Origin of the sequence: Flavobacterium sp., assembly GCF_044368995.1 — a bacterium.
Taxonomy (GTDB): domain Bacteria; phylum Bacteroidota; class Bacteroidia; order Flavobacteriales; family Flavobacteriaceae; genus Flavobacterium.
This window is the reverse complement of the sequence record NZ_JBIPMS010000005.1, coordinates 21,238-43,998: the sequence shown is the minus strand read 5'-3', so window position 1 is coordinate 43,998 and position 22,761 is coordinate 21,238. Positions and strand designations below refer to the sequence as shown.

At 31.2% G+C, this 22,761-nt stretch carries 22 protein-coding genes and 3 tRNA genes; 15 read left to right on the top strand and 10 right to left on the bottom strand.

What is annotated here, in order from left to right:
• Window positions 1–429 (top strand): DbpA RNA binding domain-containing protein (locus tag ACIQ2I_RS01125; protein ID WP_396180595.1); only part of this gene is annotated, 429 nt, incomplete at its 5' end.
• 145 nt (window positions 430–574) lie between these two features.
• Here ACIQ2I_RS01125 and coaD read toward each other — a convergent pair.
• Both coaD and ACIQ2I_RS01115 read right to left on the bottom strand, forming a co-directional pair.
• Complete coding sequence (gene coaD / locus ACIQ2I_RS01120) at window positions 575–1,033, bottom strand: pantetheine-phosphate adenylyltransferase (protein WP_396180594.1); 459 nt, start codon at window positions 1,031–1,033, stop codon at window positions 575–577.
• Window positions 1,034–1,108: 75 nt separating this feature from the next.
• Window positions 1,109–2,095 carry a D-alanine--D-alanine ligase gene (locus ACIQ2I_RS01115; RefSeq protein WP_396180593.1) on the bottom strand — a complete coding sequence of 329 codons (987 nt, stop codon included), beginning with the start codon at window positions 2,093–2,095 and terminating at the stop codon, window positions 1,109–1,111.
• A 130-nt stretch (window positions 2,096–2,225) separates the two neighbouring features.
• On the opposite strand from ACIQ2I_RS01115, the gene ACIQ2I_RS01110 reads away from it, so the two are divergent.
• Both ACIQ2I_RS01110 and ACIQ2I_RS01105 read left to right on the top strand, forming a co-directional pair.
• Window positions 2,226–2,783, top strand: a complete 558-nt coding sequence (locus ACIQ2I_RS01110) for a PASTA domain-containing protein (RefSeq protein WP_396180592.1) — start codon at window positions 2,226–2,228, stop codon at window positions 2,781–2,783.
• Window positions 2,783–3,823, top strand: a complete 1,041-nt coding sequence (locus ACIQ2I_RS01105) for an RluA family pseudouridine synthase (RefSeq protein ID WP_396180591.1) — start codon at window positions 2,783–2,785, stop codon at window positions 3,821–3,823. Before ACIQ2I_RS01110 ends, ACIQ2I_RS01105 begins: the two co-directional genes overlap by 1 nt.
• Before the next feature lie 78 nt (window positions 3,824–3,901).
• Here ACIQ2I_RS01105 and ACIQ2I_RS01100 read toward each other — a convergent pair whose 3' ends face one another.
• Window positions 3,902–4,966 (bottom strand): branched-chain amino acid aminotransferase, encoded by a 1,065-nt coding sequence (locus tag ACIQ2I_RS01100; RefSeq protein WP_396180590.1) that lies wholly within the window; start codon window positions 4,964–4,966, stop codon window positions 3,902–3,904.
• A gap of 151 nt (window positions 4,967–5,117) precedes the next feature.
• Here ACIQ2I_RS01100 and ACIQ2I_RS01095 point away from each other — a divergent pair, with 151 nt between their 5' ends.
• The 8 genes from ACIQ2I_RS01095 to ACIQ2I_RS01060 all read left to right on the top strand — a co-directional run bounded on the left by ACIQ2I_RS01095 (window position 5,118) and on the right by ACIQ2I_RS01060 (window position 11,829).
• The gene (locus ACIQ2I_RS01095) at window positions 5,118–5,603 is read left to right on the top strand and encodes a DUF4920 domain-containing protein (RefSeq protein ID WP_396180589.1); all 486 of its coding nucleotides are present in this window, start codon (window positions 5,118–5,120) and stop codon (window positions 5,601–5,603) included.
• Window positions 5,603–6,034: a hypothetical protein gene (locus tag ACIQ2I_RS01090; RefSeq protein ID WP_396180588.1), complete on the top strand. Its 432-nt coding sequence runs from the start codon at window positions 5,603–5,605 to the stop codon at window positions 6,032–6,034. The genes ACIQ2I_RS01095 and ACIQ2I_RS01090 overlap by 1 nt, the downstream gene beginning before the upstream one ends.
• Before the next feature lie 162 nt (window positions 6,035–6,196).
• Entirely contained in the window at window positions 6,197–6,727 is a 531-nt protein-coding gene (msrB, locus tag ACIQ2I_RS01085; protein ID WP_396180587.1) for a peptide-methionine (R)-S-oxide reductase MsrB, read from the top strand.
• Between the two features lie 99 nt (window positions 6,728–6,826).
• A complete protein-coding gene (gene porQ, locus ACIQ2I_RS01080) occupies window positions 6,827–7,843 on the top strand; it encodes a type IX secretion system protein PorQ (protein ID WP_396180586.1) in 1,017 nt (338 codons plus the stop codon).
• A gap of 51 nt (window positions 7,844–7,894) precedes the next feature.
• Entirely contained in the window at window positions 7,895–8,581 is a 687-nt protein-coding gene (cmk, locus tag ACIQ2I_RS01075) for a (d)CMP kinase (RefSeq protein ID WP_396180585.1), read from the top strand.
• A 31-nt stretch (window positions 8,582–8,612) separates the two neighbouring features.
• On the top strand, window positions 8,613–9,155 hold the full coding sequence (locus ACIQ2I_RS01070; protein ID WP_396180584.1) for a porin family protein: 543 nt from the start codon (window positions 8,613–8,615) through the stop codon (window positions 9,153–9,155).
• 171 nt (window positions 9,156–9,326) lie between these two features.
• Window positions 9,327–11,114: a 30S ribosomal protein S1 gene (rpsA, locus tag ACIQ2I_RS01065; protein ID WP_396180583.1), complete on the top strand. Its 1,788-nt coding sequence runs from the start codon at window positions 9,327–9,329 to the stop codon at window positions 11,112–11,114.
• 85 nt (window positions 11,115–11,199) lie between these two features.
• Window positions 11,200–11,829, top strand: a complete 630-nt coding sequence (locus ACIQ2I_RS01060; protein ID WP_396180582.1) for a hypothetical protein — start codon at window positions 11,200–11,202, stop codon at window positions 11,827–11,829.
• A 53-nt stretch (window positions 11,830–11,882) separates the two neighbouring features.
• On the opposite strand, the gene pheT is transcribed toward ACIQ2I_RS01060, so the two are convergent.
• A complete protein-coding gene (gene pheT / locus ACIQ2I_RS01055) occupies window positions 11,883–14,312 on the bottom strand; it encodes a phenylalanine--tRNA ligase subunit beta (RefSeq protein ID WP_396180581.1) in 2,430 nt (809 codons plus the stop codon).
• A gap of 160 nt (window positions 14,313–14,472) precedes the next feature.
• On the opposite strand from pheT, the gene ACIQ2I_RS01050 reads away from it, so the two are divergent.
• Window positions 14,473–16,431, top strand: coding sequence for a KUP/HAK/KT family potassium transporter (locus ACIQ2I_RS01050; RefSeq protein ID WP_396180580.1), 1,959 nt, complete (start codon window positions 14,473–14,475; stop codon window positions 16,429–16,431).
• 48 nt (window positions 16,432–16,479) lie between these two features.
• Here ACIQ2I_RS01050 and ACIQ2I_RS01045 read toward each other — a convergent pair whose 3' ends face one another.
• Together ACIQ2I_RS01045 and ACIQ2I_RS01040 are read right to left on the bottom strand one after the other, a co-directional pair.
• Entirely contained in the window at window positions 16,480–17,241 is a 762-nt protein-coding gene (locus ACIQ2I_RS01045) for an NlpC/P60 family protein (RefSeq protein WP_396180579.1), read from the bottom strand.
• Between the two features lie 42 nt (window positions 17,242–17,283).
• On the bottom strand, window positions 17,284–18,462 hold the full coding sequence (locus tag ACIQ2I_RS01040; protein ID WP_396180578.1) for an acetyl-CoA C-acyltransferase: 1,179 nt from the start codon (window positions 18,460–18,462) through the stop codon (window positions 17,284–17,286).
• 254 nt (window positions 18,463–18,716) lie between these two features.
• On the opposite strand from ACIQ2I_RS01040, the gene ACIQ2I_RS01035 reads away from it, so the two are divergent.
• The 3 genes from ACIQ2I_RS01035 (at window position 18,717) to ACIQ2I_RS01025 (ending at window position 18,990) form a co-directional block, all read left to right on the top strand.
• Window positions 18,717–18,800, top strand: a tRNA-Ser gene (locus tag ACIQ2I_RS01035).
• 9 nt (window positions 18,801–18,809) lie between these two features.
• Window positions 18,810–18,884 (top strand) — tRNA-Pro (locus ACIQ2I_RS01030).
• Between the two features lie 32 nt (window positions 18,885–18,916).
• A tRNA-Arg gene (locus tag ACIQ2I_RS01025) sits at window positions 18,917–18,990 on the top strand.
• Window positions 18,991–19,022: 32 nt separating this feature from the next.
• Here ACIQ2I_RS01025 and ACIQ2I_RS01020 read toward each other — a convergent pair.
• The 4 genes from ACIQ2I_RS01020 to ACIQ2I_RS01005 form a co-directional block, all read right to left on the bottom strand.
• The gene (locus tag ACIQ2I_RS01020) at window positions 19,023–19,619 is read right to left on the bottom strand and encodes a YkgJ family cysteine cluster protein (protein ID WP_396180577.1); all 597 of its coding nucleotides are present in this window, start codon (window positions 19,617–19,619) and stop codon (window positions 19,023–19,025) included.
• 71 nt (window positions 19,620–19,690) lie between these two features.
• Window positions 19,691–20,299 carry a YkgJ family cysteine cluster protein gene (locus ACIQ2I_RS01015; protein ID WP_396180576.1) on the bottom strand — a complete coding sequence of 203 codons (609 nt, stop codon included), beginning with the start codon at window positions 20,297–20,299 and terminating at the stop codon, window positions 19,691–19,693.
• Window positions 20,300–20,420: 121 nt separating this feature from the next.
• Window positions 20,421–21,527, bottom strand: a complete 1,107-nt coding sequence (locus tag ACIQ2I_RS01010) for an endonuclease (protein ID WP_396180575.1) — start codon at window positions 21,525–21,527, stop codon at window positions 20,421–20,423.
• Window positions 21,528–21,539: 12 nt separating this feature from the next.
• Window positions 21,540–22,757 carry an RsmB/NOP family class I SAM-dependent RNA methyltransferase gene (locus ACIQ2I_RS01005; RefSeq protein ID WP_396180574.1) on the bottom strand — a complete coding sequence of 406 codons (1,218 nt, stop codon included), beginning with the start codon at window positions 22,755–22,757 and terminating at the stop codon, window positions 21,540–21,542.
• Window positions 22,758–22,761 lie beyond the last annotated feature (4 nt).

Genomic DNA, 22,761 nt, shown 5'->3' with positions numbered 1-22,761 from the left:
CCTTCAAAAGTAGATGAATTTACGCATAGAAATGGGCGTACTGCACGTATGATGGCATCTGGAACTGCATATATTATTATTCACGAAAGTGAGAAAAAAGTGGATTATATCGATTACGACATAAAAAAAATTGATGTATCAAATTATAGTGTCATTCCGAAACCACCAGAGTTTAAAACCATTTACATTAGTGGAGGCAAGAAAAACAAATTAAATAAAGTTGATATTTTAGGTTTCTTTTCTCAAAAAGGAAAGTTAGAAAAAGGCGATTTAGGTTTAATTGAAGTCAAAGATTTTGTTTCGTTTGCCGCAGTAAAATATGCTAAAGTAGTACCATTGCTACAAAATATTAAGGATGAAAAAATGAAAGGCAAAAAATATAAAATTGAAGTTGCCCGAGACGTTGTTAAAAACGCATTAGAAGATTAAATTAAGTAGTAAGTCTTAAAAATTTTATTGTTGTCAAACTGAACTCGTTTCAGTTTCTTTAAATTTTTATTTTCAAATATTTATAGATTCCGAAATAAATTCGGAATGACAAAATCAGTTATTTTAGTAATGACCTTTTTATAATTTATATTTTACAAACAACTGAATCTGGTACAAATGGAGAAGCGTCGCCGCCATTTCTTATTACATCACGCACAATACTTGAAGAAATATAAGACGTTTTTGCGGCTGTTAATAAAAACACCGTTTCAATTTTAGATAAACGTCTGTTGGTGTGTGCAATGGCTTTTTCAAATTCAAAATCGGCTGGGTTACGTAAGCCACGTAAAATAAATTGGGCTTTTTCTTCTTTACACAAATCGATTGTTAAACCGGTATAAGTTATAACTTTTACTTTTGGTTCGTCTTTAAATGCTTCTTCGATAAAGCGTTTTCTGTCTTCTAAAGTAAACATATATTTCTTATCGGCATTTACACCAATCGCCACTATTACTTCATCAAATAAAGAAATGCCACGTTTAATAATATCATAATGTCCGTTTGTAATTGGATCAAACGAACCTGGGAATATTGCTTTTCTCATTAGTAAATAATTTAAAAATATTTGATTTCGATGAAATCTGATATTGTTAATTTTCTATTTTCTTTATTCTTAATTTTATTTCTTCCAAATTGGTTTTCTATCTAAAGCCAATTTGATTTCATTTTCTAATAAATCTGAAAAATTCAAATTGGCATAAGCCGCTTGCTGCGGAAAAATACTTTGTGGACTCAATCCAGGATTGGTATTAATTTCAATAAAATGAGGAATATCATTCATTACTATAAAATCAATGCGAGAAAATCCTTGCATTCCAAGGGCTTCATATATTTTTGCTGCAGATTTTTCTACTAATTCTGAAACTTCTTTAGTAAGTCGGGCAGGAGTAATTTCTTCAGATTTGCCTAAATATTTAGCTTCGTAATCGAAAAAATCATTTCCTGAAACAATTTCTGTTATTCCTAATACTTTTGTATTTCCGTTCAATTTCATCACACCAACAGAAATTTCAACGCCTTTTAACTGTGATTCAATTAAAATATCTTTGTCTTCTGCAAATGCAAATACTAGGGCTTTATCTAATTCTGAAAGTTCTTTTACCATTGAAACCCCTAAACTACTTCCAGATTGATTGGGTTTTACAAAAAAAGGAAATCCTAATGTTTTAGCAATTTTTTCACCATCAATTTCTTGCCCTTTTGTAATATAAACCGAATTGGCTTTTGGAATGTCAAATTTTCCCAAAACAGAAAGCGTATCTCTTTTGCTAAAAGTAAGTGCACTTTGGTAAAATCCGCAACCGGTGTAAGGCAAATCAATTAATTCCCAATAGGATTGCAAATGACCATCTTCTCCTGGAGTTCCATGAATAGTATTCACAGCCACATCAAATTTAACAGAAATTCCATTGTCTTCAAATGAAAAATCGGCTCTATTTATAGGTAATTTTTGGTCGCCTATTTTTACATACCAACCTTCAATTAAGATGTGAACTTCAAAAACTTGATATTTATCTTTGTTTAAATGGGTTAAAATAAGTTGTCCACTTCTTAAAGAAATTACAGATTCGTCTGAATATCCGCCCATTACAACTGCTATGTTCATAAAAAAATATTTATTTCTGTTTTATACAAAAATATCATAAAATGTTTTACTTTTCTTATATTTGCGAAAATATATTTCAATGAGTTTAAGAAAGTTTTTAACGAGTGTCCCATTTTTCAAAAATTTATTTTTGGCATTAGTAATTGTTATCCTATTTTTAGTAGTGTTTGTGAAGTTTTTAGATTTCAGTACCAATCATGGCGAAGAAATTAAGGTACCCAATTTATCTAAAATGAAATTAGAAATTGCGGAAGAAAAACTAGATGAGAAAGGTTTAGAAGTTTTTTTATTAGATACAGTAGAATTTCATCCAGAATTTCCCCCATATACTATTGTCGAGCAAGATCCAATAGCTGGTTCTAAAGTTAAAAATGGGCGAAAAATATATGTAAAACTTAATGCAGGTGGCTATGCCATGGTAACTTTTCCAGATTTAAAGAACAAAACATTTCGTCAAGCTACAAACGCTTTAAGAGCTTTAGGTCTAGTAGAAGGCGAATTAAAATATGTTCCCGATTTAGCTAAAGATATTGTTTTAGGAGTATCTTATAAAGGGAAACAAGTAAAAGCTGGAGATAAGTTAATGAAAAATTCTAAAATTGATTTTGTGTTAGGTGATGGTAAAGATATGTTTACAGATCAAGACTTAGATTCCTTACAAAATATAGAAATTGATACAACAAAATAATGCAAAAATTTATAGATGAGAATGAAACGGGTGATGAAGATTTATTTGAACACCATCGGTTTGAAATAGCCAAAGGCCAGCAACCTTTAAGAATTGATAAATTTTTGATAAACAGTATTGAAAATACCACAAGAAGCAAAATTCAAAAAGCAGCTGATGCTGGAACTATTTTTGTAAATGATATTGCTGTAAAATCCAATTATAAAGTAAAACCAGACGATGTAATAAGAGTAATGCTTGAACATCCACCATATGAACATTTATTAAAAGGAGAAAATATTCCAATTGATATTGTTTATGAAGATGATCAACTCATTGTTGTAAACAAACCCGCTGGAATGGTTGTACATCCCGGACATGGAAATTATTCGGGAACTTTAGTAAATGCATTAGCATATCATTTTGATAATTTACCAATGAATAGCAGCGAAAGGCCTGGCTTGGTTCACAGAATTGACAAAGACACTTCAGGGCTTTTAGTAGTAGCGAAAACAGAAGAAGCTATGTTGTATTTAACCAAACAATTTGCTGCAAAAACGTCAGAACGTGAATATTATGCTATAGTTTGGGGAAATATTGAAGAAGATGAAGGAACCATTGAAGGAAATATAGACCGTCATCCCATAAATAGAATGCAAATGCATGTTTATCCTGAAGGCGAGCAAGGAAAACCTGCCATTACACATTTTAAAGTTTTGGAACGATTTGGATATGTTACTGTAGTTTCTTGCCAATTAGAAACAGGAAGAACGCATCAAATTCGTGTACACATGAAGTATATTGGACATACGCTTTTTAATGATGAACGTTATGGTGGTGATAAAATTTTAAAAGGGACTACATTTACCAAATACAAACAATTTATAGATAATTGTTTCAAAACCTTACCCAGACAGGCACTTCATGCCAGAACTTTAGGATTTAAACACCCGTCAACTGGTGAATTCTTACGTTTTACAAGTGAAATACCCGAAGAAATTTCTTCTTGCATTGAAAAATGGCGTGTTTATAGTAAAGCGGTACAAATTGAAGAAGATTAATTTCTTTTTGAAACTTCAAGATATAAAAAAAGCAATTAGATTTTTCTAATTGCTTTTTTTATAATCAGCTGTAAATAATTAAACTTTAACAGTCCAACCAAATGTGTCGTCTGCTAATTTGTATTGTATATTATTTAATTTTTCTTTTAAACTTAAAGCAAATGAATTTTCTAATTTAGGTAATTCAAAATATTCGTCTTTATAAGAGAAACCAACAATTGGATTGATAACAGCAGCTGTTCCCGCACCGAAAATTTCTTTTAAGGTACCATTTTTTGCAGCAGCAACTAATTCGTCCACTAAAACTGGGCGGACTTCTGTGGTTATATTGTCTCTTTTTGCAATATCCAAAACAGATTTTCTTGTTACACCATCTAAAATTCTTTCAGAAGTTGGTGCGGTTAATAAAGTATCTCCAATTCTGAAAAATACATTCATCGTTCCTGCTTCTTCTAATTTTGAGTGTGTAGCGTCATCGGTCCAAATAATTTGTTGATAACCTAAATCGTTTGCTAATTTTGTGGGATAAAATTGTGCTGAATAATTTCCAGCAGCTTTTGCGGCTCCAATTCCACCATTTGCAGCACGACTATAATGCTCTGCGATTAAAACTTTAACTTCACCTGAGTAATAGGATTTAGCAGGCGATAAAATAATCATAAAACGATATTGCGAAGAAGGTTGTGCAATTACACCACTTCCAATAGCAATCATAAATGGTCTTATATATAAGGAATTACCTTTTCCGAATTTCACCCAATCTCTATCTAAATTCAATAGTTGTTTTAATCCATTGATGAAAATTTCTTCCGGTATTTCTGGCATTGCCATACGAATAGCACTTTTATTAAAACGAGTATGATTTTCGTCAGGGCGAAACAACCAAACATCATTATCTACATCTTTAAAAGCCTTCATGCCTTCAAAAATAGCTTGTCCGTAATGAAAAACTTTTGCAGACGGATCAATTGTAAAAGGTTCGTATGCTTTAATAATAGGTTGCTCCCAAACGCCATTTTTGAAATCACAAATTAACATATGATCTGTAAATGTGTTTCCGAAAGTTAAGTTTTCAAAGTCAACTTCATTAATTTTTGAAGTTTCATTTTTAATGATTTTAAAATCGTTTGTAATGCTACTCATTATATTTCTTTGTATATATTGGTTTCCCAAAAAATTTTTACAAATTTATTAAATAAATTATTCCTGAAGATTCATTTTTAGAATAATTATTAACAAAGTGAAGTATTATTGATTAATTTTGTTTTTTATTTCACTTAACAAATCAAGTACTATGAAGAGATCACTACTAATTTTAACCGTTTTTTTATTTGCTATTTCCTGTAATAAAAAGGAATCCAAAACAGCATCTAAGTCTGTATATGCATTCTTTGGTAAGAAAATTACTGAAGAAAACACCATTTCTAAAGAGATTTTATTAGAGAAATATAAATCATTAAAAAAAGGAGATACACTAGCAGTCAAAGTAAGCTCAAAAATTAATGAAATTTGCCAAAACAAAGGATGTTGGATGACTTTAGATTTAGGAAGTGGAAAAACCGCATTTGTAAAGTTTAAAGATTATGGCTTTTTTGTACCCATGAATGCTCAAAAAAGAAACACTATTATTGAAGGAAAAGCATTTGTAGAAGAAACTTCTGTTGCAGAATTAAAACATTACGCAGAAGATGAAGGAAAATCTCCAAAAGAAATTGCTGCAATTACAGAGCCTAAAACAGAATATAAATTCTTAGCCCACGGCGTTTTAATTTCTAAGTAATGAAATATATTTTAGTTATATTTTCCGTTATATTTTTGAGTTGTAATCAAAATAAAACTGAAGATGAAAACCCAACATGCGAAAAACCAAAAGAAGATTTACAAATGTATAAAGCTTCCGAAATGGCTATTTTAATGGAACAAATGTATGTTCATAATAAACAACTTCGTGAAAAAATAATTAAAAATGATTCATTAGGTGAATTGCCTAAATATTTTTTGAATATTTCAGACGCAACCATGACAAAAGGAAAAGAAAGGGACGATTTTTTTAATACCAAAGCGGGATTTTTCTTAAAAACACAATCTGAAATTTACGAATCAAAAAACATAAAAAATAGTTTTAACACCATGGTAGACGCTTGTATAAGTTGTCATGAAGTGAAATGCGGCGGACCAATAGAAAGAATAAAAACATTATACATCAAGTAAAATAGTATTAAAAATTTTATAAAACCAGAATTTAGTTCTGGTTTTTTTTATTTCTTATATTTTGAATTTAGATTCACAAAAGTTATAAATTCCTTAAAATTTATTATTTTTAAATCACAAGTATAACTTTTTTGTAATTTTATAGAATTAAAATAAAAAAATATGAAAAATATATGTATTATCATACTAGTATTAAGTTTTACTTCATGCAATAGCCAAAATAAGGATGCAGAAATTAAAAAAGCTACTGATAAAATAAATAAAGAAATTGCCAAACAAACAAAAAAAGACGCTATGGAATTTAAAATTGTAAAAACAGATGTAGAATGGAAAGTGCAACTTACACCAGAAGAATATGCAGTTTTAAGAGAAAAAGGAACCGAACGTCCCTATACTGGTGAATACGACAAACATTTTGAAAAAGGAATGTATGTGTGTGCGGCTTGTGAAAATCCATTATTTACATCGGATACTAAATTTGATTCACATTGTGGCTGGCCTTCTTTTGATGAATCCATTAAAGGTTCGACTATATATCATAAAGATGTTTCTTATGGAATGATTCGTACAGAAGTTATGTGTGCCAAATGCGGTGGACATTTAGGTCATGTTTTTGATGACGGACCAAAAGAAACAACCGGACAACGTTATTGTACCAATTCAGTTTCAATAAAGTTTTTACCTGCGAAATAAGTCCTGTAAGTGACAATTCAAAAACAAATAAAACTAAATTTTCGCATTCTAATATATAATTTTATCTTCGCATCTGCGTTATTACAGAATAACATAAAAATGCTTAGAAAACTTTTACCACTATTTTTTGTCTTTGCTTTACCTATTTATGCACAAGTAGGAGGGCAATCGGTGTATCAGTTTTTAAATTTAGTGCAATCGCCAAGACAAGCGGCTTTAGGTGGAAAAACCGTCACAATTGTTGATTATGATGTGAATCAAGCCATTTTTAATCCCGCTACAATTAATCCCAAAATGCATAATCAGTTAGCGACAAGTTATAGTAATTATTTTGGTGAAGTTACCTATGGTACTGCAAGTTACGCCTATACATGGGACAGACATGTGCAAACTTTTCATATCGGAGCCAATTATGTTAATTACGGAAATTTTGATGGTTATGATGAAATAGGAAATTCAACTAACAGTTTTACAGGATCAGAAGGCGCTTTATCTTTTGGATATTCCTATAATATTCCTTGGACGAATTTTTACGCAGGAACAAATGTGAAATTCATTACATCTGCACTAGAATCTTATAATTCATTTGGTATGGCCACTGATATTGGTTTATTATACATTGATACAACTAACGATGTTAATTACGGTATCTCATTCAGAAATATAGGTTATCAAATTAAACCATACGAAACCACAAGAGAAAAATTGCCCTTTGAAATTACAGCTGGAATTTCTCAATTAGTTGAAAATGTTCCAATTAGATGGCACCTAACTTTTGAGAATTTACAACAATGGAATATTGCATTTTCAAATCCAAACAGAGCAAAAAGTAGTTTAGATGGTTTTTCTGAAGCCGAAAAAGTTTCGTTTTTTAATAATGCTTTGCGCCATGTAATTATAGGAGCAGAGTTGTTTCCAGAAAAAGCATTTAATATTCGATTAGGATATAATTTCAGAAGAGGACAAGAATTAAATATTATCGATCAAAGAAATTTTTCTGGAATTTCCGCAGGTTTTAGTTTACGATTTAATAAAGTACGATTTGAATTTTCACATTCTCGTTATACTATTGCTGCGAATTCAAGTATTTTTGGTTTGATGATGAATTTGGATTAATCGGGTTAAAGGTTTTGGGTAAAAGGTAAAGGGAAAACAAATGTTTATAATATGAAAAAAATCACCATAGCAATAGACGGATTTTCGTCAACCGGAAAAAGCACATTAGCCAAACAAATTGCTAATCAATTGGGCTATATTTATGTTGATACAGGCGCAATGTATCGAGCAGTTACCTATTTTGCAATGCAACATAATTTTGTTTCAGAAAATCATTTGGATACAGAAGAATTAATTAAAAATCTCTCAGATATTACTTTACAATTTCGATTTAACGAAAAATTGGGTTTTGCAGAAATGTATTTAAATAATGAAAATATTGAAACTCCCATTCGAAACATTGAAGTCTCACGTTTGGTAAGTAAAATTGCGGAAATATCTCAGGTTCGATCCAAATTAGTAGAGCAACAACAACAAATGGGAGAAAATAAAGGCATTGTTATGGATGGCAGAGATATTGGAACGGTTGTTTTTCCTAATGCTGATTTGAAACTATTCATGACAGCAAGTACAACAACAAAAGCCCAACGTAGGTTTGATGAACTAATTGAAAAAGGCCAACAAGTTACATTTGAAGAAGTACTACAAAACGTACAAGAGCGAGATTATATTGATACACATAGAGATGATTCTCCATTAGTAAAAGCTGAAGATGCCATTGAAATTGACAATTCTAATCTGACCAAAAAAGAACAATTTGAATTAGTAATGGAATTGGTGAATGATTTTTTAAAGTAAAAAGTAAGAAATTTAATTTAACTAAATAAATATGAAAAAAATTATTAAAAATTGTTTTGCTATTTTGTTTTTTATACAAATAAGCTATTCACAGAGCGTTCAACTAGGTATTAAGGCAGGTGCTAATTATGCTAATGTAAAAGGTTCCAATTTAAAAACAAGTCCTATTGTAAATTATCATGCGGGTTTGGTTGCTAAAATAGGCATTTCAAAAGGACTTTCATTTCAACCGGAATTACTTTATTCAACACAAGGAGCTTCCTATGAAACAGCTCTTTCTGAATATAAAAATGAGTTAGGTTATATTAATATTCCTGTGATGCTGCAAATTCATCTTTCCAAAAGTATATCATTAGATATGGGGCCTCAAGTAGGTTTTTTATTAAATGAAAAAAATAATTTTGATGTTCAAAAATCCAATACTTTTGATTTTACAGCAAATGCGGGTTTGGGATTAAAAATTACAAACTCCATTTTTGCGCAAGCTAGATATGGCATTGGATTAACAGAATTGAAACCCGACACAGAAAATAAAAATACTGTTTTGCAACTTTCTTTAGGAATCCTGTTCTAATTTCTTACTTTTTACTACAAAACATTTGTATTTATCAAAAAAATAGTATCTTTGCACACCTTTTGGTAGAGTAGAGTTTTCAATTGGTAATCAAATATTTATGTAAATCACTGTTGTTGTTTTAATCTGCACAATAAAACTCAAAAAACACAGCATACAAATAATAAACGCATGTCTGAATTAAACAAAGAACAAGATTCGTTTTTAGCGGATTTCAACTGGCATAACTATGCTGAAGGAATTGACCCTATTGACGCAACTAACCTTCAAGAATTTGAAGATTTAGTATCAAAAACATTCATTTCAACTTCTGATGAAGAAGTAGTAGATGGAGTAGTTGTAAGAATTACTGACAGAGATGTTATTGTAGACATTAACGCTAAATCTGAAGGGGTTATTTCTTTAAACGAATTCCGTTACAATCCATCTTTAAAAGTGGGTGACAAAGTAGAAGTATTAATTGATATCCGTGAGGATAAAACAGGACAATTAGTATTATCTCACAAAAAAGCAAGAACAATCAAAGCATGGGATAGAGTTATTTCTGCTAACGAAACTGGAGAAATTGTAAACGGTTTTGTGAAATGTAGAACTAAAGGTGGAATGATTGTTGACGTATTTGGTATTGAAGCTTTCTTACCAGGTTCTCAAATTGATGTGAAACCAATCCGTGATTACGATCAATATGTAAATAAAACTATGGAATTTAAAGTTGTGAAAATTAATCACGAATTTAAAAACGTTGTAGTTTCTCATAAAGCGCTTATCGAAGCGGATATCGAAATACAGAAAAAAGAAATTATTGGTCAGTTAGAAAAAGGACAAGTATTAGAAGGTGTGGTTAAAAACATTACTTCTTACGGAGTGTTCATTGACTTAGGTGGTGTAGATGGATTAATTCATATTACAGATTTATCTTGGTCTCGTATCAATCATCCAAGCGAAGTATTAGAACTAGACCAAAAATTAAATGTTGTAATCTTAGATTTCGATGATGAGAAAACAAGAATTCAATTAGGTTTAAAACAATTAAATGCGCATCCATGGGATGCCTTATCAGCTGAATTAAATATTGGTGATAAAGTTAAAGGTAAAGTAGTTGTTTTAGCTGACTATGGTGCTTTCATTGAAGTAGCTGAAGGAGTTGAAGGATTAATTCACGTTTCTGAAATGTCTTGGTCTACGCATTTACGTTCTGCTCAAGATTTTGTTAAAGTTGGTGATATTGTAGATGCAGTTATCTTAACTTTAGACAGAGATGATAGAAAAATGTCATTAGGTATCAAACAAATGACGCAAGATCCATGGACCGGAATTACTGAGAAATACCCAGTTGGTTCTCGTCATACAGGAATTGTTAGAAACTTTACAAACTTCGGAATTTTCGTAGAATTAGAAGAAGGAATTGATGGTTTAGTTTATATTTCTGACTTATCTTGGACGAAAAAAATCAAACATCCATCAGAATTTGTTAATGTTGGCGATAACTTAGACGTTGTAGTTTTAGAATTAGATGTTGACGCTCGTAAATTATCTTTAGGTCATAAACAAACTTTAGACAATCCTTGGGACAAACATGAAGCTGCTTATGCAGTAGGTACAGTTCACACTGGTACTGTTTCTGAAATTGTTGACAAAGGTGCTACAGTAGAATTTTCTGAAGACGTGCAAGGATTTGTTCCAACACGTTATTTAGAAAAAGAAGATGGTAAAAAATTGAAAAAAGGTGATTCAATTGAATTTAAAGTTATCGAATTTAACAAAGAATTCAAAAGAATTGTTGCTTCACATACTGCTACTTTCAGAGAAGAAGAAGAAAAAAACTTCAAATCTTCTTCTAACGAATCTAGTAATAATAATGTTGCTTCATCTTCAAACAATGCTGAAAAATCTACTTTAGGAGATATTGATGCATTAATGGAATTAAAAGCAAAAATGGAAAAATCAGAGAAAAAATAATTTTCTAATTTTTTATAAATACTTAATCCCAATCAGAAATGGTTGGGATTTTTTTATTTAATTTAGCAACTTATAGAAAACTAATATGTTTAAAGATATTGAGTTCAAAAGAGCACTTCAAGAATTGCCTGAAAAAGAAAAAGACAAACTTATATATAGGTTGTTGCGAAGAGATATGGATTTGGCAGAAAAACTTCATTTTGAATTAGTAGATACTGATTCTATTGAAGACAAACGCCGAAATATGGAAACTATAATTTCAAATGATATCAAACGATTTTCTGAAAATTTTCATTCGTTAGATTATATAGCAATAGAAATGCGCCGCATCAGTGGAAAAATATCGCATCATGTAAAAATTACAAAAGATCAGTTTGGAGAAATTAGTTTGAATTTACAAATGCTAAATGAAGTTATAGAGCAAAATACCTTCTCATTGTCTCATTCTAAACCGCAAAAATCAGCAAAGTTTTATAATTATATAATTGTGAGAGCTTTTAAAATATTACTATTAATTAATTCGCTTCACGAAGATTTTCTTTTAGATTTTAAAGAAGATTTAAAAAAGTTAGGGGCAAATATTTCTTCTAATAAAATGCTTTTGAAAACCGCAAACTACAATAGTTTAGATCTCAACTGGATTTTAGAGGTAGAAATTCCTGAAAATATTCTTCAAATTCATAAAGAAATAAAATTGGCAGGGTTTTTAAAGTAGTAATTACTCAAATATTCGCAGACAAAGCACATAAATTGACAAATAAAACATTTTTATCTTAAAACAGCTTCAAATTGTGTTTCAAAAGTATGCTGTAATTTATTCATAATTGTATCAATCTGAACATCTGTTAATGTATTTAAAGTATCTTGAAGTACAAAACTTAAAGCATACGATTTTTTCCCTTCTGGTAAATTTTTTCCTTCGTATACATCAAATAAATTAATGTTTTTTAATAAAACTTTTTCTGTTTGTTTGGCTACTTGATATAACTGATCAAAAGTTACCGATTGATTTACTAATAAAGCCAAATCTCTTCTAACTTCAGGAAATTTAGGAATATCAACTAATTTTATTTTATTTGAAACATATTTTTGAATCGCGTCCCAATTTATATCTCCAAAAAAAACATCTTGTTTGATATCGAAATGTTTTAAAACTGATTTTTTAATAGAACCAAATTCGGCTATAACTTCATTTCCAATTGCAAACCCAATTCCTTCAGCAAAAATATCGTGCGATACAGGCACTGTTTTGACTTTCGTTTCTATGTTTAATTTTGATAAAATAGCAGTAATGTATCCTTTAAACAAAAAGAAATCGCTTGTTTTTTGAGCTAAATTCCAATTTTCTATAGTCGCATTTCCAGACATTGTTAACGTTAAATGCTTTCTTTCAGTATAATTTCCTTCAACAGAATGATAAGTTTTTCCGAATTCAAATAATTTTAAATCTGAATTTCTTCTATTTATATTATAAGAAACTGCTTCTAAAGCAGAAAACAACATCGATTGGCGCATTACAGATAAATCATTGCTCAACGGATTTAATATCGTAACCGTTTCGTCTGAAAGTATTTGTTCAGAATATGCTACATAATTTGAAGTGGTTAACGAATTTGCCATCATTTCATTAAATCCTAATGAACACAGTTGATTAGCAACTATATTTTGCACTTTAAATTCTTCTGTTCTTGAAGAGTTTGAAACCGATGCGTTAATCTTATTAGGAATTTTAATATTGTTGTATCCAAAAACCCTTAAAATTTCTTCAATAACATCAACTTCTCGTTGCACATCAACACGATATGGTGGAATATTTAAACCTAAACCCGTATCAGAAATACTATTTATTTTAATATCTAAAGAAGCTAAAATATTTTTAATAGTTTCTTTTTTTAATTCTTCCCCAATTAAATTATTTACTTTTTCAAAAGACAAAAAGACATTAAAATCTTCTATCTTTTTTGGGTAAATATCAATTAAATCAGAAGTAATTTCGCCACCTGCAACTTCTTGAATTAACAAAGCGGCACGTTTTAAAGCATAAACTGTTATTTCAGGATCAATACCTCTTTCAAATCGGAAGGAAGCATCTGTTGACAAAGTGTGACGTTTAGCTGTTTTCCGAATGGAAACTGGATTAAAATACGCACTTTCTAAGAAAATATTAGTGGTTGTTTCAGTTACTCCAGAATGTGCACCACCAAAAACACCTGCCATACATATTGGACCAGATTCGTCACAAATCATTAAATCATCTTCATGAAGTGCACGCTCTATGCCATCTAAAGTTAAGAATTTTGTGTCTGCACTAACGGTCTTAACAATTATTTTGTTGCCACTAATTGTATTGGCATCAAAAGCATGTAACGGTTGTCCCAATTCATGTAAAACATAATTTGTAACATCAACAATATTGTTTTTTGGAGTCAGACCGATAGCTTTTAATCTGTTTTGTAACCAAATTGGTGAAGGTTTTACAGTAATTCCAGAAATCGTTACACCAGCATAACGAGGAGCCAGTTTAGCATCTTCAACTGTCACATCTATTTTTAATGTTCTTTTATCTACCTTAAATTTACTAACGGATGGTGTAATAAATTCAGTTGTTACGTTTGATTGTAATAAACCTGCTTTTAAATCACGTGCTACTCCCATATGACTCATGGCATCCGCACGATTTGGTGTTAAACCAATTTCAAAAACTTCATCTACTTCAATGTTAAAAACTTTACTAGCAGGAGTTCCTGGTTTTAAATCATCCGCTAAAACCATAATTCCATCATGGCTATTTCCTATACCAATTTCGTCTTCGGCACAAATCATTCCATGGCTTTCTTGACCTCTTATTTTACCTTTTTTTATTTCAAAAGCATTTCCGTCTTTGTCATATAATTTTGTTCCAATAGTGGCTACAGGAACTTTTTGTCCAGCTGCAACATTATTGGCGCCACAAACTATTTGAACGGGTGCGTTTCCATCGCCTAAATCTACTGTTGTAATTTTTAATTTATCAGCATCAGGATGCTTTTCACATGTTAAAACATGCCCAACAACAATACCTTTCAGTCCACCAGTAACACTTTCAAATGCTTCAACAACTTCTACTTCTAAACCTAAATCGGTAAGTAAAGCGGCTGTTTCATCTGATTTCCAGTCTATTTTAATAAATTGTTTTAACCAATTATAAGAAATACGCATGTTTCGAAATTTTAATAAGAATACAAAGATAAGTATTTGATTAGAAATTAAAAGCAATTTTTACACTTCCTGCAAAATTTAGTTAGTAAATATTTTTGCATAAAATAGATTGTGAAACATATTGTTTTTGTAATTTTGTTGTTCGTTTATAAAAATAAAGATGGAAAAAGGTCATCATGGCTTGCACAAACTTTCTGCAGCCGGTTTACTAGTTACGCTAGGTATTATTTATGGAGATATTGGAACTTCTCCTTTGTATGTTCTTAATGCAATTATTGGAAGAAATCCTATTGATTCAGATATCATAAAAGGAGCCATTTCATGTATATTTTGGACTTTAACACTTCAAACTACAATTAAATACGTTATTATTACACTTCGAGCTGATAACAATGGTGAAGGAGGAATTTTTTCATTATATGCTTTAATTAGAAAAGCTAAAATTAAATGGTTATTGTTTCCTGCCATAATTGGAGGATGTACGCTTTTAGCCGATGGTATAATTACACCACCCATTTCTGTTTCATCAGCTATAGAAGGAGTAAAAACAATGTACCCAAGTTTTGAAGAAAAATATATAATGTACATTGTAATAATAATTTTAACATTGTTATTTGCCATTCAACAGTTTGGTACTAAATTTATTGGTAAATTTTTTGGACCTGTAATGTTTGTATGGTTTGCAATGCTTGGTGGGTTGGGTTTAATTCAAACCATTAATAATGTTGAGATTTTATCTGCTTTAAATCCTTACTATGCCTATAAACTTCTTTCAATACACGGCGGTTATTTATATTTAGGTGCTGTTTTTTTATGTACAACAGGAGCAGAGGCATTATATTCAGATTTAGGACATTGTGGAAAAGATAATATTCGAATTAGTTGGATTTTTGTAAAAGCAACTTTGATTTTAAATTATTTAGGTCAAGGTGCTTGGTTACTTCAACATGATGGGCAGACTTTAGTACAAGCTGGAATTACTAATCCATTTTATGGAGTGATGCCGCAATGGTTTTTGCCTTTCGGAATTGCCATAGCAACTTTAGCGGCAATTGTTGCGTCACAAGCATTAATTAGCGGTTCGTTTACTTTAATTAATGAAGCCATTCGTTTGAACTTTTGGCCAAAAGTTAAAATTAAATACCCAACCGAATTACGAGGACAGTTGTATATTCCTTCTTTAAATTGGTTACTTTGGGCGGGCTGTATTTTTATTGTACTATATTTTGAAAAAGCAGCTGCTATGGAAGCAGCATATGGTTTGGCAATTGTATTAACTATGTTAATGACGACTACTTTGCTAAATTTTTATATGATAATTAAAAGGTATAACAGAACCCTTATTTGGATAATTGTAATTACCTATTTAATTATTGAATTGTCGTTTTTATATGCTTGTTTACATAAATTTGGAGAAGGCGGATACATAACTTTAATTATCGCATTTGTATTATTTGCTGTTATGACATGTTGGTATTTTGCTAGAAAAATTAGAAACAGATTTGTAGAATTTGTAAAATTAGATAAATATTTACCGGTTTTAGAAGATTTGAGTAGAGATGAATCTATTGCCAAATATGCCACAAATTTAGTGTATTTAACAAGTGCTGATAACCGATACGAAATTGAATCGAAAATTATTTACTCTATTATTAATAATAGTCCAAAGCGTGCTGATATTTATTGGTTTGCTCACGTACATGTAGTTGATGAGCCGTATACAATGGAATACAGGGTTTGTGAATTTATTCATGATGATGTTATTCGTGTTGATTTTAGATTAGGATTTAGAGTCGCTCCAAAATTCAATAAAATGTTTGCTCAAGTAGTAAAAGACATGCAAAAAAGAGGCGAAATAGATTTAACAAGTAGATATACTTCTTTAAATAAACATAAAATTATTAGCGATTTTAGATTTGTATTAATAGAAAAATTTATGTCATATGACAACGCTTTACCATTTTATGAAAAACTAATTTTAGATGGTTATAATTTGTTAAAGAAACTTGGTTTATCTGAAGAGAGAGCATTTGGCTTAGACCCAGGTTCAGTAACAATAGAAAAGTTTCCACTAAAAATTTCAGAAACAAAAGCGGTGCAATTAACTAGAATAGATTAATATTAAAAAAAGCCAGAATTCGACTTCTGGCTTTTTTATATTCTATTTTTAAATCACTTTCTTAATTACTCTAAGTTTGTGAGTATGCCTGCCGGTATCTACATTATAAATACCTAAATGGTCAATTCTGTCAATTCTAACTTTTCCTGAAGCGTGAATGATATAATTGTTTTCCATCATAATTCCAACATGAATTATGTTTCCTTCATCATTATCAAAAAAAGCTAAATCTCCTGGTTCACATTCTTCAATAAAACTTAAAACTTCTCCTTGAATAGCTTGTTGCGAAGCATCTCTAAATAATTTATGACCATTTAATTTATAAACCATTTGAGTAAAACCAGAGCAGTCAATTCCAAAAGGTGTTTTTCCGCCCCATAAATAAGGTGCATTTAAGTATAAGTATGCTGTTTTTAATATATTATCTTTAGCTTTAACTCCACATACTTTTAAACCTTCAAATTGAAAATTAGACGTGTTTATTTCATTAACATCTAAAAAATTCAAGGTACTACCTAAAGAAATTGGCATAAGTTGATTAGTATCATAAGAGATAAAATCAATTAATTCACCATTTAAAATGGCTTCCGAATTCTCTAAAATGAAATATTGATTTTCTGTAATTTTTTGAAATTGTTTAGCATCTATCCATCCTTCATATGCATCAAAAGCAGTTTTTATTTTTGCCCATTTAGAAGTAGATTCAATAATTTTGAAAGTATCACCAAATAGCAATTGAGAAACCATTTCGCTTTTGTCGCTGGCTTCACTTCGTATGGGTACAATTCCTAAATTACAAATTCCAAACATTTAGTTATAATTGATAATTAAACGCAATTTTTAAATTATTATTTATGCTCTTTCAATAATAATTGCAGAAGCACCACCACCACCATTACAAATAGCTGCCGCACCAATTTTTGCATTGTTTTGTGCAAGTACATTAATTAATGTTACAATAATTCTAGCTCCAGAACATCCTAGGGGATGGCCCAATGAAACCGCACCGCCATTAACATTGATTTTATCATTATGTAATCCTAAAATTTTAGCATTAGCTAAACCTACAACTGAAAAAGCTTCATTAAACTCAAAAAAGTCAACATCTGAAATTGATATTCCAGCTTTTTCTAATGCTTTTGGTAGTGCTTTTGCTGGAGCTGTAGTAAACCATTTGGGTTCTTGCGCAGCATCTGCATAAGATTTGATGTATGCTAAAGGTTGTAAACCTAGTTCATTCGCTTTGTCTTCACTCATTAAAACCAATGCCGCAGCACCGTCATTAATAGTTGAAGCATTAGCTGCAGTAACAGTTCCTTCCTTAGTAAAAACTGCTGCTAGAGTAGGTATGCGGTCTAAATTTACATTTGTATATTCTTCATCTTTTGTAACTATAATTGGATCTCCTTTTCTTTGAGGTACTTCTACGGGTACAATTTCTGCATCAAACTTACCAGCTTCCCAAGCAGTTGCAGATCGTGTGTAAGATTGAATAGCAAAATTATCTTGGGCTTCACGGGAAATAGCATATTCTGAAGCACACAAATCTGCTGAAACACCCATTGCATTTCCATCGTAAGCATCACTAAGTCCGTCTTTCTGCATTCCATCGACAAAAGTAGTTGGACCAAATTTTACACCATTTCGTAAATGTGCATAATGAGGAATTAAACTCATGTTTTCCATACCACCAGCTACAATAATTTCAGCATCACCTGCCATAATTGCTTGAGCGCCTTGCATTACAGCTTTCATTCCAGAAGCACAAACTTTATTTATTGTAGTACAAATTACTTCATTTGATAATCCAGCAAATAAAGCAGCCTGTCTCGCCGGAGCTTGTCCGTTACCAGCTTGAACCACATTACCCATTATAACTTCATCAACTAAAATAGGGTTTAAATTTATTTTATGTAAAGCACCTTTAATCGCTGCTGCTCCTAATTTGGTTGCAGGTACCGTTGATAATGCACCCATAAAACTTCCAATTGGCGTTCTAACAGCCGATACAATTACTACTTTTTTGCTCATTTTATTACTATTTAGAACTGCGAAAGTAACAAAATTTTACCAAATTTTAAACTATTTATTGCTTTTTTAACTTGATATACTTGACATGTAAATGTGAAATAGGGCAGTAGTAAATCGTTACTATTTATGTATAATGTTGATATTTAGAGTGTTTGTTTTTAAATTAAAAATATTACACTTTTTTAATTGGAAATAATAGAATGTTATCTTATATTTGCAACCGCAAAAAAGCATAATTCTTTGCGGAATTAATAGGAGAGGTGCCGGAGTGGTAACGGAGCAGATTGCTAATCTGTCGACGGGTAACTGTCGCCAGGGTTCGAGTCCCTGTCTCTCCGCTTTTTTTTCGGGGTGTAGCGTAGCCCGGTTATCGCGCCTGCTTTGGGAGCAGGAGGCCGCAGGTTCGAATCCTGCCACCCCGACAACATTTAGTTGTCAAATGCATAAAAATTTAGGTTGCGTAGCTCAGCTGGATAGAGCAACTCACTTCTAATGAGTAGGTCCCAGGTTCGAATCCTGGCGCGATCACAAAAAACCTCGATAGCTATATTGAGGTTTTTTTATTCTACTTCTGGAAAATCTCTATATGCATAATAGTGTACTACTTCTTCTAAAGCCATTTGTAACGCTTTGTTTATGTGTACATAACTATTTCCTAATCGAAAATCTATTTGAGACAAATTCATATAATAATCTGTAAAAATTGGAACAGCTAACCCATTATTTATAGCTTCGTTGGCGGCATTATAATTTTTAGTTTGTTGTTCTTTTATTATGGAACAAGTTACCAAACGTAATTGTGTAAATTTATCTTTAGTGGCTCCATATCCAAACAATCTACAAACTAAACCTCTGTATTTATAGGTACTACAACTTCCCAGATGAAAGTCTGCTTCTGAAGTTGGACTATAATTAAAACAAATAGGATTTTTGTGTTTTGCTAATTTTTCAAGTGTGTTTTCTGCTTCGCCTATTTTAAATAAGTGAAAAGCCCAAGGTAAAAACTCAAGTGGAGATGCTTCCATCGTTGGATTCGTGCAACATTTTCCACAACCAGCGTTGCAAAATAAATGTGTTGCGGAAGTAAAAGTTACTAATTCAATTTCTAGTTTATCGAATAATAATTCAATCTCTTGTACTTTTCTTTCAATTGACATTCTTTTTTTCGGCCAATTTACGGTTTAAAAAAGAATTGTCAAATCAATATACAGCAATAATGAAATGAATGTTAAGCAATATTTTTAAATCCATTTGGCAAAGGTCGATATGCATAATATTGCAATACTTCTTCAATAGCATATTTTAAAGCTTTGTTTATGGGTAAAATAATATTTCCTAAATGATGATCAATTTGAGATAAATTCATGTAATAATCTGTGAAAATCGGAACGGGGAGTCCTTTGTTTATTAGGTCTGTTGAATTTTCGAAATTTTTGGCTTGTTCACTTTTAATTATTGTACAAGTGGCCAATCGCAATTGTCCGTATTTGTCTTTCGTAGCGCCATATCCAAATAACCTGCAAATTAATCCGCGATAAGGATAATTACTACAACTTCCGTTTACTTTATCTAATAAGGTTAATGGATTGTAAATATGACAAATTGTGGAAGTTTTGATATCTAATTCGGCAAGGATTTTTTCTGCTTCACCATTTAAAAAAATATGAAACGCCCAAGGTAAAAATTCTAATGGCGAGGCTTCAATGTCTAATTTCGTGCAACATTTTCCACAACCTGCGTTACAATGCAACTTAGTTTCTTTTTGAAAGGTGTTTATTTCAATATCTAACTGACTAAACAAATGTTCAACTGCAGCAACCTTGATTTCAATGGACATATTTTTTTTACGAATGTAAGCTTAAATATCACTAAACTAGGTTTAAGTTGGGTTTATTTCAAAAACAAAAAATCTCTAACTATAAATAATTAGAGATTTTCAATATTTATTGAATACTAAATTAGTTCACAATAATTTTTTTAGTCAGACTTCCTTTTTCAGCATTAATTTGTAAAAAATAAAATCCTTGTTGTAAATTATTTAATTTGAATATATTTTGATTGAAAATAGGTTTTTCTATCTCTTTTACTATTTGTCCAATACTATTAATCAATGATAGTTTTGTAATAGTTTCTACAGTGTAAATTTCAATTTGATTTGAATTTGTTGGGTTTGGGTAGATAGATACTGATTTATCAGATAAGAAACTTTGAGATGATAAAATAACTGTGGGCCATCTGTTTTCTGCTACTGGACCACCCCAAATAACTGTTGCTAGATAAGGATTATCAATAAAAGGATTTCTATTACCTTGCGCATACGTATTAGAAGTATTTCCGTGATAGGTATTTCGATTGTCTTCATAAAGCGAAACAGGATCTTCTGCGTTCCATTGTAAAAATAATTGAATCATATTTGTGTCGGTAGATACAATTGCGCCAGTTCCAACATTAATTGGCAAACATTGAGTTGGATATCTCAAATACATATACATCATCATTCTTGCTACATCACCTTTCCATTCATCACCTGGATACCAACCACCTGAAACCGTAGAAGAAATACCTGAACCAGTTGCAAATTTAAAATTGTCCCTAATACCATTTCTACCCACATCGCAAGATCTTAAATGATGTGCGTCTTCACCCGCATCACTATCAGCTGACGTCAGAGCGCCATCAACTAAAAGAGGCGTTCCTAATGATTTTGCATATACATGTTCACGGTTCCATTGGCACGAATTCCCGCCACCATTGCTTAAAATATTTCTCTCTCGATGGTCATTGTCGTCCGTAGTAGAAGTTGGGCAAGTAGTACTGCTGAAACCATATAACAATAAAACATCATTAGTATTTGTTGGACTAATATCTGTAGCCTGAGTTGCATTCCAATCTTCAGAATAGGTTAGAAATTTAGTATGCTTTGTAGTTAATTTATTAGCTAATGATGCTTTTAACATCATTCCTGTTTCAGCCCAATTCATTCCATTATAATATGGATTTGCCGGCAATCCCGCTTGTCCAAAACTCAGTTGAGTAACTAATATTAATAATAAATATTTTTTCATAATTTAGGGGTATTAAATATTTCTAGTTAACAAAGCCATGTAAAATCCGTCATATCCAGATTCGTGAGCTAATACTTTTTTATCTTGAACAAAAGTAAAGTTTTTTCCAATTTCAGTTGAAAGGAATTTTTTTATTTGTTCTTGATTTTCAGATGGTAGCACACTACATGTAGCATACACTAATTTGCCTCCTGGTTTTACAATAGGAGCGTAGCTTTCCAAAACTTCGGCTTGTACTTTTCGGATGTTATCAATAAATTCGGGCTTTAATTTCCATTTAGCATCTGGATTTCTTTTTAATACGCCAAGTCCACTGCATGGTGCATCTATAAGTACTCTATCGGCTTGACCGTGAAGTTTCTTTATCACCTTTGTAGTATCTATTATGCGATATTCAATGTTATGGATTCCATTACGTTTGGCACGGATTTTTAATTGTTTTAGTTTGCTTTCATACAAATCCATTGCAATAATTTGCCCTTTATTTTGCATTAAACAAGCCATATGTAATGTTTTTCCACCGGCACCTGCGCAAGTATCAACTACTCGCATTCCAGGTTGAATATCTAACATATGAGCGACCATTTGAGAAGAGGCATCTTGTACTTCAAACAAACCATTTTTAAAAATATCTGTCATAAAAACGTTAGCTCTTTCTTCTAGTTCTAATGCCTCAGGGTAATCAGGAAGTATGTTTGTATGAATGTCTAATTGAAGTAATTCTTGTTTTAAAGCTTCTTTAGTTGTTTTGATGGTATTGGTACGTAAAATAACTTTTGCAGGTTCATTTTGAGCGGTAATTTCTTTTGACCAAACCGCTTCACCTAACTCTTTTACACCAATTTCATCCATCCAATCCGGAATAGATTCTTTGAATTTTCTATCTTTTGATAATTCATCAAATTTACCTTTTATTCTTCTCAATGGCGTACCTTCAAAATATTTCCAATCTGGAAGTGTATAACCTTTTAAAGTAGCCCAAACAGCAAACATTCTCCAAATACTATCTCTATCAAATGGTTCTTTTTTAATTTCAGCTATTTCAGTATAAAGTCGTTTCCATCTAACAATATCATAAATGGTTTCTGCAACAAATTTTCTATCGCTGCTTCCCCATCTTTTGTCTAATTTTAAAGCCCTAGCCACGACTTTGTCGGCATACTCTCCTTCGTTAAAAATTGCCATTAAGGCATCTATTACTGCAAAACTTATGTTTCTGTGAAATCTCATGTAT